This window comes from Novosphingobium profundi, assembly GCF_018491765.1.
GTDB classification, from domain to species: Bacteria; Pseudomonadota; Alphaproteobacteria; order Sphingomonadales; family Sphingomonadaceae; genus Novosphingobium; species Novosphingobium profundi.
In genome coordinates this window covers 1-13,790 of sequence record NZ_JABWCU010000045.1, presented here as the reverse complement: position 1 = coordinate 13,790, position 13,790 = coordinate 1, and the positions used below count along the sequence as shown (strand labels likewise).

Genomic DNA, 13,790 nt, shown 5'->3' with positions numbered 1-13,790 from the left:
CCTAAGACCCGGGGGACTAGCTGTCCGACTATCGTGGCGACCGCGGTAGAAGCCGTTGTTGGCGGCGTGTTCCGCTGCGGTGAGAGGCCCTCTAAGCGACCGATCTGATTCGGTCAAACCCCTTTTTTCAGATTTTTTACAGTCGCTGCGAAGAGCCGCAGGAAAGCTGGGTTTCGTCGCTTCACGCGCAGGAATGACAGCCATGGCAGAGTCCCCCTCGCGGCACCGTGAGAGGTTCATACGAACTGACGGAAAGTTCATATTTGGCGGATTTCAGCCAATTTTACGGTGAAGAAAATGATTCTCCCGTGATTCGCCGTGTCTCATTGGCGATTCGCCGGAGGCTTCGATGGTGCCCAGCGGATCCCCTGTGAGCCTTCGTCCTTCAGGCGCCCGCGACAAGCCTTCGCGCGAGCACGATCATGGCGTAGGTGTCGCGCGCGCAATAGGCCCGCAGAGCTTCCTCGATCGCCCATCGGCGCTCGGGCGACGTCGCCGGATCGATCGCCTCGAGAAAGCTCTCCTGCGCCATGCCTCCATCCTTCACTTCGAGCCCGGCGTAGTCGAGCTCGGGCGCGATCGTGGGCAGGACCGCCTTGATCGACCACGATCCGCGCTGGTCGCGGTGGTACCAGTGGTTGCGCGCGATCGGCAGCAAGTCGACGGTGGCTTCGGCCTGCGCGTAAAGCCTTTCGGCGTGTTCGGGGACCTGTTCAGCCAGCGCGCGCAGCACCGCACGCTCGAAGCCGGCGTTGTAGGCGATGACGCTCGCCCCCTCAGGAATGAGCCTGGCAAGCGCGGCTGCGCAGTCTGGACGCGGATCGCCTCCGTCGCAGCGCAGATACTCGTGATGGGTGAGCGTACCATCTTCCTGCTCCAAGTGCAGCGAGAACTGGAAGGGGATCGTCTGATAGGGACGCGTGCCAGCCCAGAGCGGAAGCGCGCCCGAAATCGTCTCGAAATCGAGCCAGGCGCGCGGGAAGGCCCAGTCGGCCATCGCCGTGCGCGCGCCGACAGCGTCGTGAAACGGCGTGCCCGAGCGCGTCGCGGCAACGATGCGGGCTTCGCGCGGCTTGGCCATCGTTGTCTCATCGAGATCGAGGAGGTCCTCGACGCCCTGGCGCGCCCATTTCTTCCAGCCGCCGTTGGGCAGGATGGAAACCGGCCATTCGGGGCCCGGCGCTTCGTGCGCCGCGCAATGGGCGCGAAATTCGCACGGCGTCGGCTTGAGGCAATGGGGGCCGGTCGCGCACATGGGTTCCGGGCCAGCGACTACCCCGCGCGCGCGGGCAACCAGCGAGGGCCTTTCGGAGACGATCGGTTCGAGTGCCTGCGTGAACTCGGCATCGCACAAGAGCCCGCTGGGCTCGCCATCCCGGGGAAGCACGAAGCCGCGTTCGACGTGGCGGACCGAGGCGCGCGTCACGCCCAGTCCCGAGCTGCGCGCGATCCAGAGCTGCGTCGCCAGATCGCGCACATGGCCGTCCTTGGGCCCGGCGCCCCCCTTCACCAGCACGAGGTGCCAGCCGTCCGCACCGTCGGGCTCGAGAATATCGACGCGCACGAAGACGCCCTCGTGCGCGAAGGACACATCGAAAAGCGGGGCGCGTTCGCCGGACGCGTATGCTTTCGCGCTCTGCGCCTGGGCGAGCTCGCGCAGCCGGCGGGCCGCGTCGAAGCTGGCGCCGCCGTCCCCGTCGGCGCGGCCGAGGTCAGGCCGGTGCACCGCGAGCCAGAGCCGCCGCGGACACTGCTCGAAGGCCGCGAGACGGGCGAGCGAGAGGCCGGGTGGCGGGGACAGGAAAGATGCGGTCATGCGGGGAACCCTTCGACGCGGCCTAGACCGCCGGTTCCCGTCCTAGCGACAAACCGCAAGGAGGCACCAGCCCCCTTCGTTCGAGCAAGGCTCAGGCGCGCGCGCGCACCTGGCTGGGCGTCATCGTCCGGACCGGTTCGAGCGGCAGTCCGGCCGAGACCCGCTCGGCGATCACGCGCAGCCACGGGGTAATATGCCCGAAATAGCGGGCATAGCCCCGGCACAAGTAGTTGAGCCCCGCCTCGCCGGTGCGCGTCCGCTCGAAGCGGTGCTTGGGACAGCCGCCCCAGCACAGCGCGAGATGATCGCAACTGCGGCATTGCCCGGGCAGCGTTTCGAACTTGGCGCGCCCGAAGGCCTCCTGGCGCGGCGAGAGGACCATGTCGGCAATGCTGTCGCGCGCCAGGTTGCCAAGGCGGTATTCGGGATAGACGTAGTGGTCGCAGGAATAGACTTCGCCGTCGTATTCGCTCGCCAGCGCGTGGCCGCACTGCTTCTGGTGCAGGCAAACCGCACCCGGATGGCCCATGAAGGCGGCGAGCGCCCATTCGAGGTTCATCACGAAGACTTCGCCGATGTCGGCCTTGCGCCAGCGGTTGAACACGCCGACGAGGAAATCGCCCCAGGCCTCGGGCTGAACCGCGAAGGGCGCGACTTTCGAGGAAGCGCCCGCTTCACCGTCGGGGCCCTCCAGATCGAAGCCGCGCGCGGCGTAATCGGCCCCGGCCAGCCGCTCGACCACGGGGGTGAACTGGATGAAGCGCACGCCGTGCGCCTTGTGGAACGCGTAGATCGCCTGGGGGTGGCGCGCCGAATGGCGGTCGACGCAGGTCAGCACGTTGTACTCCACCGCGTGGCGCTGCAGGTGTTCGAGCGCGACCATGACCTGGTGGTGCGAGGGCGCACCCGAGCGGTAGCGGCGGTAGCGGTCGTGGATCTCGGCCGGACCATCGAGGCTGAGCCCGACCAGCACCTCGTTGTCGGCGAAGAAGCGCGCCCAGTCCTCGTCGATGAGGGTGCCGTTGGTCTGGAAGGTGTTGGTCACCCGCCGTCCCCCGGCATGGCGCTTTTGCAAGCGCAGCGCCTCTTCGAAGAAGGGCAGGCCGAGCAGGCTGGGCTCGCCGCCCTGCCAGGCGAAGAGTGGCGCGGCCTCGGGCGGGGTGGAGGCAATGACGTTGCGCACATAGGCCTCGAGCACCTCGGGCGTCATGCGGCGTTTGGCCGGGCGCGGGTAGAGCGCTTCCTTCTCGAGATAGAAGCAGTAGTCGCAATCGAGGTTGCAGGCCGGACCGCTCGGCTTGGCGAGCATGTGGAACTGGGCGGTGGTCATGGCGGCCGGCTCTCCTGCGCTGTCTCCCTGGGCGCGAGGCTAGCATGGCGTGCCGGCAAGCCGCCTAGATCCAGATCAAGAAACCGTCCCTATTCGCTCGGCCGTGCGAGCCCCGGGGGGGCAAGGCTGCCTTCGGGATCGAGCAAGGTCAGCCCGGCACTTTCGCCGCCTTGCGCTGGCTGCGCCTGCCAGTCCCACAGCACAAGGCAGGTTCCCGCACGGTTCTGGACCGAGGGTACGAGCGCGCCTTGCGCCCCGGCGGCGATCAGCTCGTCCGCAAGCGCCCAGCTTGGCGGTACTTTGCCGCGCGCGGCCATGGCCTTCCAGTTGGCGGTGCAGGCGTGCTCGACGCTGGCGTCGCGCGGAGCACCTGCGCCATCGGTGAGATCGGCAATGCGCGTCGCCTCGAGGCGATAGGGGGCGAGCGTGCCGGGCTTGGGCAAGCCCTGATAGAATTCGGCGACCGCGGTGGCCGCATCGCTTGCAAGGTAGAGCGCGGGCGTGCCTTTCGCGTTCCAGCGCCCGCCGAGCCGACGCGCACCCTCGCCCGAAAGCGGATCGCGCTGGTAGCGGATCGTCAGCATCCGCCACAAGGGGATGGCGAGGGGAACGAGCGGATAGGGCACGAAGGTGGTGTCAGGGGCGATAGGTCAGGAGTAGACGCCCTCGGCCTGGCGCTCGAGATCGTCGAGGACCTCCTGGGCCAGGCCGTCCTCGACCAGTTCCTCGGGAGTCTTGCCCCAGCCGGGCAGGGGCTGGTGCTTGAACCAGATGATCGCGCGGCCCTCGTCCCCGGCAAGATCGGCCGCGCGGATGATGATGCGCGCGATCTGGCCCAGCTTTTCCTGCACCGCCGGGCTGTCCGGGCGCGCCACCATCGTGTTGCGGTTGAGGTGCGCAAGCCGCGAGAGACGCGTCATCGGCACGCGCAGCCGTTCGGCCATGAGGCGCGGTGCGATCAGGTCGCCTTCGCGGATGTCGTCCAGAAAAGCTGCAAGCATGGGTGCACTCCTGGCATCAATATATGCACCCATCGATGTTACGGCAAGGGGAAGGCGACTCTGGGGGAATTCGCTAGGCGACATGCGCCGTGCACCGCGCGCGCGTCCGATCGAAAAGCTCGGCCCCGAACAGGCGCGCGTCGGCGATCGGATCGTAGCCGCTGACGATGAACTTGCCGAAGCCGAGCGCATGGTACTGCGCCAGGGCCTCGGCGACCTGGTCGTGGCTGCCGACGAGGCAGCCGAGCGCGGGTCGGCCCGTGGGTACGCGGGTGATCCCCGCCCAGAGCCGCCCGACGAGCGCGCCCTGCGTGCATTGCGCCTTGGCGCGCGCAAGCGTTCGGCTGCGGGGCTCGCCGGGAAGCGCCGGAAAGCGGCCGTTGTCGACCACCTCGGTGATGAGCTGGTCCTGCAGCGCGTGGGCGCGCTCCCAGGCCATGGCCTCGGTCTCGGCGCAAAGGACCCGCAGCGAGGTCAGCAGCTCCATCGTACGCCCGAGGCCCCGGGCGCGTGACAGTACCTCGCGCGCGGGCTCGCGCAGCGCCTCGGCGGCGAAACCGGGAAAGGCATAGACGTCCGCGACGCGCGCGCCGTACTCGAGCGAGGCGGGCGAACTGCCGCCCCAGAAGATCGGGATGAGCCCCGGGCTGGAAGGCCGGACATGCGCGAATCCCCCCTCGATGCGGTAGAATTCGCCCGCGTGGTCGAAAGGCTCCGCGCTCGACCAGGTCTTGCGCAGGACCTCGACGTATTCGTGGCTGCGCCGGTAGCGCTCGTCCTTGGTGGTGTAGTCGCCATCGGCCTTCACTTCGCCGTCGTCGCCGCCGGTGATGATGTGGACCGCGCAGCGTCCCCCGCTCATCCGGTCGAGAATCGCGAACATGCGCGCCGCCATCGTCGGCGCGACGAAACCGGGCCGATGTGCGAGCATGAAGCCGAGCGTGCGCGTAGCCGCCGCCGCCCAGGTCGCGATCGGCAGGCTGTCGGGGCGATGCGCCGAATTGGCGATCAGCACGCGCGCGAAGCCCGCCTCCTCATGGGCGCGGGCACAGGCCGCGATGAAGTCCGGATCCACCTCGTCGAAAGGCGTGGGGTGGGTCTCGGAATAGTCGTTCCAGTGGAGGATGCCGAAGAATTCGATCATGGAAGGGCCCTTCGTCACGAGGGGAGGGGCGGAGCGGGTTCAACGCTCGGCCGGATCGGGTGCGCGGGGCGCTACCGGGCTCGCGTCGCGCACGAAGGCCTCGACGAGCGCGCCGAAACGTTCGGGCACCTCGAGCGGCGGGTAGTGGCCGACATCGGGCAGGATGAGCGTCGAGACCTGCGCGTGGACGAGCGCCTGCTCGAGCGTGCGGGCGGCCGAAAGAGGCAGGACCGGATCGCGCGCGCCCCAGACCAGCAGCACCGGCACGCGGATCGCGGCGAGCGCCGCGCCGGTAAGCGCGCCGTCGTCGAGCGCCTCGACGATGGCGAGCCGGTCGGGAAAGGCCGGGCGACGGTTCATGTCGTAATACTCGTCGACAAGCGCATCGGAGGCACGCGCGGGCTCACCGGTGTAGAAATCGAAATAGGCGCGCCAGTACGAACGCGGGCGGTAGATCTTGCTCTTGCGCCCTTGCGCCGGGGTGGAGGCGGCCAGCTCGCGCGCGAGCGCGGCGCTGAGCTTCATGCCCTGCCCATCGGCACGCCCGGTGGGGGTGTTCGACAGGACCAGGCGCTCGACGCGGCCCGGATTGCGCGCGGCGTAGTAGAACGAGATCGCCCCCCCGCTCGACACGCCCACCAGATTGGCGTGCGCGACACCCAGATGGTCGAGCAGCGCCTCGAGGACGCGCACCGGATAGAGCGGCTGCTGGAAAAGCGATTCGGGTGCGGGCGCCGACAGGCCCATGCCCGGCACGTCCCAGGCGATCACGCGGTAGCGCCGCGCCAGCGTCGCCATCATGCCTTCGTAGGTGCGCAGCGAAGAGCTCGACCCCGGCGTCAGCACCAGCACCGGGCGGTCATCGCCGTGTCCGCCCATATCGACGTAGTGGACCTCGACGCCGAGCAACCGGGCATAGCGCGACTGCGGCAGCGCATAGCGCGCGCGCAATTGCGTAAGCGTCAGCGTGGGCGGTGCGGGCGCGGCCATGTCCTGCGCCGAGACCGGCACGGCCATCAGCCCCGCGAGGACGGCAAGAGCCCCGCCCCAAATGCCCGGCACGCGCCTCACCGGCAGGCCTCGCGCGTGCCGACCGGCGGCGTGCCGCCCTGCAGGCGCGCCTGCGGATCGGCGAGGAACCAGGCAACGTCGCGCCCCGCGCGCGGCGCCTCGAGCGGGAGAAAATGGCCCGCCCCGGCATAGCCGACCAGCAGCGGCGCCCCGGGCGAAGCGGTGCGCGCAACCTCGCAGCCGATCGCGAGCGGCAGCATCGTGCCCGCCTCGCCCCACAGCACCAGCGTGGGCACGCGCACCCGCGCGAGTTGTTCCTGCGTCGTCTGCGAACGCTGGCCGTAATCGCGCGCCTCGAAGCGCAAGGCGTGGGTGAAGGTCTCGAGCGCGGCCGCGTTGCCGGGCTTGCGCAGCATGTCGTAAGTCTCGTGCGCGAGGGCGCGGGTGTCGACCGCGCGGTTGACGACGAGCTTGTCGAACAGGTCCTGGTAGAACGCCTCGGGGCGATAGACCGGCCGATAGAAATCGTCTTCGAGGAACTGGTCCCACGCCGAGACCTTGGGCCGCATCGCAGGCGGCAGCGGCACCAGCGGCGCGTTGGCGAGAATGAGCGCGTTCACCTGGTCCGGATGGGCCAACGTGTAGCGCATGGCGATCGCGCTGCCGGTCGAGATGCCGCCGATCGCGAAGCGGGTCAGCTTCTCGCGGCGCACCAGCAACGCGATGAGCTCCTCGACCCGCTTCGGACTGTAACGCCCCGAAGGGTCGGCTCCGGAAAGGCCGTAAGGCGGCATGTCGAGGCGCAGCACGCGGTGGCTGCGCGCGAGGTCGCGGGTCCATTCCTCCCACACCCGCAAGGATTGGTAGTGGCCATGAATCAGCAGGATCGCCGGCCCCTGCCCCTCGTCCGCGACGTGGACCTCGACACCGTCGAGCCGCAAGTAACGCGAATGCGGCGTCGCATAGCGCGTGCGCAGCGTCTCGAGGGAAATCGCAAAGGCACCGAGCCGCGCGGCGAGGACGAACCCCGCCGCCACCACGAGGAGCACGAGAAGCGCCGCCAACAGCCGCCGGATCACCGTTCTGACCATAGCCCGCCTGCCCCCTTGCCCTATGCTGCACCGCGCGCGCCGGACCCGGTGCGCTCGGCATAGTGATCACACCGGGGCGAGCGCGCCCAATCGAATCGGCGGCATCGGGCATGCACCGCGCGCATGGCTGCCCTCTGCCGGAGCGCCGCCCACCGGATTTCGGAACGCACTGCGCAACTGGCTGGTGACGGCGCGCAGCGCCCCGCTCATGTGGCTGCGCCGCCGGGTGATCAGGCACAGCGAGGTCTCGACCTGCCGCACGTCGCTGGAAATCACGCGCAGGCGCCCCTCACGCCCGTATTCGGCCAGTTCGACCCGGCTCATCATCCCGATCAGGTCTTCCTCGAGCAGCAGATTGTGCAGCATCGCCGGCGAGGAACTGCGCACGCGGATGTTGTGCTCCTCGTTCTCCAGCTCGAGCAGGCCGCGGTAGAAGGCATCGGCGTTGGGCTGGTGGAAGATCGCCCAGGGCCAGTGCGCCAGCTCGCGCCGGGGGACACGCCCCAGGCGGTGGACCGGGTGCCCGGCCCGCGCAACGAGCACCATCGAAATCTCTGCGATCGCGCAGAAATCGAGGTCGCCCGAATCCAGATCGGGCCGGCGCGCCTCGACCAGCGCGTCGAGTTCGCCACGGCGCAGCCGCGCGAACTGATTATCGGGAATGTCGTATTCGATGGTGAGGGTGATGTCCTGCGCCTCGACGGCGATGCGGGCGAAGGCGGCGGTCAGGCGCGGATCAGCGGCATTCGAGCCCACCCCGATGCGGACGTGGCCAAGCCCGCCCGCGCGCATCGCGCCCACGTCCTCGAGCGCCTGGTCCATGCCGTGGACGATCGAGCGCGCATGGTCGGCCAGCATATGGCCATAGCGCGTGGGCTGCACGCCGCGATGCCCGCGCTCGAACAGATCGACTCCAAGTTCGTCCTCAAGAGTCTTGATGCTGCGCGACAACGTGGGCTGCGTGATGTTCTGAGACATCGAGGCCAGAGTCATCGAACCGGTGTCGACGGCGGCAAGAAAGTGCCGAAGTTGGCGTATCTGCATGCTTCTCCTCCAGTCATTCATTGTTTGCATGGAAGAGGGCCTTCTTTCGATTTGGTGCACCAGCAGCGCGCGCGATACTCTCCGACTGTCAGTTACCGGATCGCGAATTTTCCTTCCGCAAGGCCCGCTTCGGGTCGGGAGCGCGCCCGGCTGCATCCGCACGATCATCCGTTCACCAGACCTGGGGCCGTTCTTGAGCGACATCCACTCCCTTGCCCGCAGCCGACAAATCGGCTGGGCCGTCGGTTCGGCCGGCAGCACCACGATCCTCTACGTCCTGAACGTGATCCTCATGTTCTACATGGTGACCGCGCTTGGCCTCGACCCGATCCTGGCGGGCAGCTTCATGCTCGCAGGGCGCGTCTACGATGCGGCGGTCGACCTGCTGGTCGGCCAGGGCAGTGACGCGACGCGCAGCCGCTGGGGCCGCCGACGCCCGTGGATGGCGGCGGGCGCCCTCCTTTCGACATGCGGCATGGCGCTGCTGTTTTCGGGCGCGGGCCGCGCCGAGGCGGGCGGCCAGCTGGTGCTGATGATCGCGCTTCTTGCCACCTTCACCGGCTATTCGGCTTTCTCGATCCCGTCCTCGGCGATGCCCGCCGAAGTGACCCGCAGCCCCGAGGTCCGCACCGGGATGATGGCCTGGCGCACCTTCTTCATCCAGGTCGCCTCGCTTGCCGGGGGCGCGCTGGCGCCCGCGATGATCGCCTGGGGAGGAAGTTCGCCTTCGGCCTTCGCGCTGATGGGCTACGCGATGGCGGCCTTCATTCTCGTCACCATGGGAACCGCGGTGGTCGCGACCGCCGGATTTCCCGAAGGCGACCTGGCCGCGCGCGCTCAAAGGGTGCCGCTCGCGCTGCGCGTGCGCACCGCGCTGGCCGGGTTCGTCCCGCTCTTCGCCAACCGCCCGTTCCTGGTCCTGCTCGGGGTCAAGTTCTGCGGCTTCATCGGGGCGGCCGCGCTCGGCGCGACCGGCCTGTTCTTCATGCGCGACATCCTCGGGCGCGGCGAGGCGGGCATGGCCCAGTTCGCGCTGGCCAGCGGCATCGTCGGCACGCTCTCGGTTCCCGCCTGGCGCGCGCTGGCCCGGCTCGGCAGCAAGCCGACGGTCTGCGCCAGCGCGCTGCTGCTGGCCTGTCTGACCAGCGCGAGCTGGCTCTTCGCCGCACCGGACGAGAGCCTCGTCCTGTTCCTCGCGCGCGGCGCGCTGGCCGGCTTTGCCTCGACCGGCACGCTGCTGATGACGCTTTCGATGCTGCCCGACGCGATCTCCTGGGGCGTGGAGCGCAGCGGCAAGCGCCAGGAAGGGCTCTATGCGGCCTTCTTCGAATTCTTCCAGAAGGCGGCCTTCGCGATCGCCCCCTTCCTCGTCGGCCTGATCCTCCAGACGAGCGGCTACCGCGCGGGCGCCGTGGCCATGCAGAGCGACAGCGCACTCGCCGCGGTACGATTCTCGATGGCCCTGATCCCAGCGCTCGCGCAGGCGATCGGCCTCGTCCTCATTCTGCTGTTCTACGACCTGCCCTCGCGGTCCGAGGACGCTCTCGAACGTGCGGGAGCCGTGTTGTGACCATTGAAATCATCGGCACTTTCAACCACCGCGATTCCTCCGAGACCCGTCCCCGCTCGATGGGCGAGATCGAACCCGAATTCATCTCGCGCCTCGCCGCCGGCTTCGAGGACGCGGGCTTCGACCGGGTGTTGATCGCGCAGGCGGCAAGCTGGCCCGACGGGCTGGTTTTCGCCACCCACCTGGCGACGATCACCCGCCGCCTGAAGTTCATGATCGCGCACCGCCCCGGCTTCATCGCGCCAACTATGGCCGCGCGCATGTTCGCCACGCTCGACCAACTGAGCGCAGGGCGGGTCGGGGTCCACATCATCTCCGCGCCCAGCGACGTGGAGACGCAGGCCGATGGCGACTTCCTCACCCGCGACGAACGCCACGAACGCAGCGGCGAGTATATTCCGCTGCTGCGCCGGGTCTGGCGCGGCGAGCATTTCGATCACGAGGGCACCTATTTCCGCCTGCGCGGTGCGCATTCGCTGGTCACCCCGCTGCAGGGCGACGCGCTGCCGATCTTCTTCGGCGGTCAGTCCGAGAAGGCGCTCGCCGTCGCCGGAGCCCATGCCGACGTCTACGCCATGGGGATCGACCGGCTTGCCCCCTGCGCCGCGCTGATCGAGGCAGTGCGCGGCGAGGCCCGGCGTGCCGGGCGCGCCTCTGCCCCCGACTTCTGCCTCTCGACCCGCGTGATTCTCGGCCGCACCGAGGCCGAGGCCTGGGACAAGGCGCAGGCGATCCTTGGCGAAGTCACCGCCGGTGTCGCCGCGCTCGCCAGCAAGGGCGAGACGCCCGGCGTGCTCGGCAAGAACGCCACAGCCGAGGAGCGCGCGCGCGAAGGCGACGTGCTCGACGAGCGGCTGTGGGTGGGGATCGCGCGCGCCACCGGCTTCCAGAAGGCCGCCAGCGCGCTCGTCGGTACGCCCGACAGCGTAGCCGCCGCGCTGGAGCGCTACCACCGGCTCGGCGTCAATCGCTTCCTGCTGAGCGGATTCGACCCGCTCGAAGACATCGCGCAGTTGGGCGAGCACCTGCTTCCCCGACTGCGCGCAATGGCCCGGAAAGGGGCCTGACCCGCAGACGGTCCCAGCATCCAAAACAGACAGAAACAGGGGAAAAGCATGACCAGCACATTCAGGGATACGGCCATGAGACTGGCGATGGGAAGCAGCGCGCTCGCGCTGGCGATCACCGCGCCGCACACCGCCTTCGCGCAAGGGGCCGGCAGTGAGGCTCCCGAGAAGGCCGAAAGCGCCGCGGCGGGCGGTGCCATCGTCGTCACCGCCCGTCGGCGCGAGGAGAGCCTGCTCGAGACGCCCGTCACGCTCAGCGTGATGACCAGCGAGAACCTCTCCAAGCTCAACGTCAACAACGTGCTGGACTTGCAGGCCTACACGCCCGGGCTCTTCGCGCAGCAAACCGCCTCGGCGCGGACCGACCGCAGCCGCACGGTGCTTTACATCCGCAACATCAAGGACGCGCTCAACCCGACGGTCTCGGTCTTTCTCGACGGAACCCCGGTCAACGAGGACATCCTCAACAACCTGGGCAGCGATGTCGCGCGCATCGAAGTGCTCAAGGGCCCGCAGAGCGCCTCGTTCGGGCGCCAGTCGTTCGCCGGCGCAATGAACGTGGTCACCAGCGATCCCGGCAACGACCTGCACTTCACCTTCGACGGAAAGTTCGGGACTTACGACCTCTACGACGTGCGCGGCAGCATCGAGCTGCCGATCGTCAAGGACGTGATCGCTCTGCGCGTCTCGGCGCGTCGCTTCGGCTATGGGGGGCAGTACACCAACAGCTTCGATGGCAGCGCGCTCGGCCAGCAGAGCACGCGCACGATCAACGGTACCCTCGTCATCAAGCCGGCCGACAATCTCAAGATCAAGGCCTTTGGCATGTTGCTCGAGGACAAGGACGGCCCGGGCTCCGGCGCCTTCGCCAGCCAGTACCCGTCCAACCTGTTCAATTGTAACGCGGGCGGTGGAACGCCGGGCGTCAACAACTGGTTCTGCGGCAAGATCCCGCTGATCAAGGCCAAGGACATCGGCCAGAACCCAGCCACCCCCGCCTTCGCGAGCCAGGTCGTCAACAACTCGCTGGGCATCATCGACCCCATCTTCACGCCCTTCACCACCCTGCCGGGGATGGAACGCCACGAGATGGTCTCCAACCTCATGGTCGACTGGACGCTGCCCGGCTCGGACATCACGCTGTCCTCGTTGACCGGCTACAACAAGACCCGCAACCAGGTGAACCAGGATCTCGACGGGCGCGACACCAGCATGCTGCCAAACACCACCACGCCGGCGATACCGGGCTTCGTGGGCGATCCCTACATCAACTATCCCGACATGGTGATGGGGTCGGACCAGAACCTCAGCCAGGAATTTCGCGTCACCTCGGGCGCGGATCAGCCGCTGCGCTGGATGGTGGGCGTCAACTACTTCAAGCTCACCAACCGCAGCTACGTGGCGGGCATGTTCCCCAACCTCGTCGTCCCCTTCACGAATGGCGCCAAGAACACCCTCGTCGACAAGAGCGTGTTCGGCTCGCTCTCCTACGACCTCACCCGCGAGCTGACGCTCAACCTCGAGGGTCGCTACATCGAGGAGCAGCTCAAGACCTACAATCGCCACCCCGAAACGGTCTATGACCAGGGCAAGTACAAGCGCTTCGTGCCCCGCGTCTCGCTGCAATACCAGTTCGACCCCGATTTCATGACCTATGCCACCTACTCGAAGGGCATGAACAAGGGCGGCTTCAATCTCTCGGTCTTCGCGCTCACCGATGCGCAGCGCGCCTGGCTGGCCGAGCAGGTCGACGTCACCAACATCTACAAGCCCGCCTCGCTCGACAATTACGAGATGGGCTTCAAGGGATCGCTGTTCAACGCACTGACCTTCAGCGCGGCGGTGTTCTACGCCAAGTGGAAGGACCAGGCGATCAGCAACTCGATCGCGGTGCCCAACTCGGTGGCCGGGGCGAGCGACGTGGTCGTCTCGGTCACGCAGAACACAGGACGCAGCACGGTCAAGGGCGCCGAGATCGAGGGCAACTTGCGTGCCACCGACAATCTCAGCTTCGACTTCAACGCCGGCTACAGCAAGGTCACGCTCGACACCGAGATCCCTTGCGCTTCGTGCGTGGCGATTTCGGGCAACAGCACCGTTGCGGCCGGATCGATCAACCCGGCCGGCCCCCTGTTCTCGAGCAACCTGGGCGCGGAATACGGCTTCGACGTCGACGACGACTACCGCTGGTACATCCGCGCCGACTACGCGCACCGCAGCCGGGTCTACCTGACCTACGAGAACATCGCCTGGATCGGCGACCAGAACACGGTCAACCTGCGCACGGGCCTCACCAGCAAGTCGCTGTCGGTGCAGCTCTACGTCGACAACGTCTTCGACAATCGCACCTACGGCGCAGCCCAGGCGACGACGAGTCTTCTGGGCGGGAACGGTGTGGCGCTCTCGATGCCGATCAAGCGCGAAGGCGGCATCCGGCTGCAATTCGGCTTCTGATCCGATCCGCACCCGCGAAGCGGAGCAGATGGACGAGAAGGGGCGCCCGCAATGGCGCCCCTTTTCTTTCGTTGGCCAACGGCGCCTGGTCTGCCCTTGACGGTCACTGCCTTTGCCCGCCGTTCGAAGTTCGGGTCCAAGACGCAAGAAAGCCCCGAACCTTTCGGCCGGGGCGTTGTGTTTGCTTTGTGCTTGGTTGCGGGGGTAGGATTTGAACCTACGACCTTCAGGTTATGAGCCTGACGAGCTACCGGGCTGCTCC

General features: G+C 67.8%; 11 protein-coding genes. 3 read left to right on the top strand and 8 right to left on the bottom strand.

Annotation, left to right across the window (positions count from 1 at the left end; genetic code table 11):
• Nucleotides 1–385: 385 nt before the first annotated feature.
• The 8 genes from HT136_RS25485 to HT136_RS25450 all read right to left on the bottom strand — a co-directional run bounded on the left by HT136_RS25485 (nt 386) and on the right by HT136_RS25450 (nt 8,437).
• Nucleotides 386–1,816, bottom strand: coding sequence for a DUF2779 domain-containing protein (locus HT136_RS25485; protein WP_214202579.1), 1,431 nt, complete (start codon nt 1,814–1,816; stop codon nt 386–388).
• Between the two features lie 91 nt (nt 1,817–1,907).
• Nucleotides 1,908–3,146, bottom strand: coding sequence for an anaerobic sulfatase maturase (locus HT136_RS25480; protein WP_214202578.1), 1,239 nt, complete (start codon nt 3,144–3,146; stop codon nt 1,908–1,910).
• An 89-nt stretch (nt 3,147–3,235) separates the two neighbouring features.
• Nucleotides 3,236–3,772: an RES family NAD+ phosphorylase gene (locus HT136_RS25475; RefSeq protein WP_214202577.1), complete on the bottom strand. Its 537-nt coding sequence runs from the start codon at nt 3,770–3,772 to the stop codon at nt 3,236–3,238.
• Between the two features lie 24 nt (nt 3,773–3,796).
• Nucleotides 3,797–4,147 carry a DUF2384 domain-containing protein gene (locus tag HT136_RS25470; protein ID WP_214202576.1) on the bottom strand — a complete coding sequence of 117 codons (351 nt, stop codon included), beginning with the start codon at nt 4,145–4,147 and terminating at the stop codon, nt 3,797–3,799.
• Nucleotides 4,148–4,220: 73 nt separating this feature from the next.
• The gene (locus HT136_RS25465; protein WP_214202575.1) at nt 4,221–5,291 is read right to left on the bottom strand and encodes an LLM class flavin-dependent oxidoreductase; all 1,071 of its coding nucleotides are present in this window, start codon (nt 5,289–5,291) and stop codon (nt 4,221–4,223) included.
• A 39-nt stretch (nt 5,292–5,330) separates the two neighbouring features.
• Nucleotides 5,331–6,353, bottom strand: a complete 1,023-nt coding sequence (locus HT136_RS25460) for an alpha/beta fold hydrolase (RefSeq protein WP_343222322.1) — start codon at nt 6,351–6,353, stop codon at nt 5,331–5,333.
• A 5-nt stretch (nt 6,354–6,358) separates the two neighbouring features.
• Nucleotides 6,359–7,393, bottom strand: coding sequence for an alpha/beta fold hydrolase (locus tag HT136_RS25455; RefSeq protein WP_214202574.1), 1,035 nt, complete (start codon nt 7,391–7,393; stop codon nt 6,359–6,361).
• 66 nt (nt 7,394–7,459) lie between these two features.
• The gene (locus HT136_RS25450; RefSeq protein ID WP_214202573.1) at nt 7,460–8,437 is read right to left on the bottom strand and encodes a LysR family transcriptional regulator; all 978 of its coding nucleotides are present in this window, start codon (nt 8,435–8,437) and stop codon (nt 7,460–7,462) included.
• A 193-nt stretch (nt 8,438–8,630) separates the two neighbouring features.
• Between HT136_RS25450 and HT136_RS25445 the strand changes: the two genes are divergently transcribed.
• The 3 genes from HT136_RS25445 to HT136_RS25435 all read left to right on the top strand — a co-directional run bounded on the left by HT136_RS25445 (nt 8,631) and on the right by HT136_RS25435 (nt 13,528).
• Entirely contained in the window at nt 8,631–10,007 is a 1,377-nt protein-coding gene (locus HT136_RS25445; protein WP_246544453.1) for an MFS transporter, read from the top strand.
• The gene (locus tag HT136_RS25440) at nt 10,004–11,074 is read left to right on the top strand and encodes an LLM class flavin-dependent oxidoreductase (protein WP_214202572.1); all 1,071 of its coding nucleotides are present in this window, start codon (nt 10,004–10,006) and stop codon (nt 11,072–11,074) included. The genes HT136_RS25445 and HT136_RS25440 overlap by 4 nt, the downstream gene beginning before the upstream one ends.
• A gap of 75 nt (nt 11,075–11,149) precedes the next feature.
• A complete protein-coding gene (locus HT136_RS25435; protein ID WP_214202571.1) occupies nt 11,150–13,528 on the top strand; it encodes a TonB-dependent receptor in 2,379 nt (792 codons plus the stop codon).
• Nucleotides 13,529–13,790: the final 262 nt, after the last annotated feature.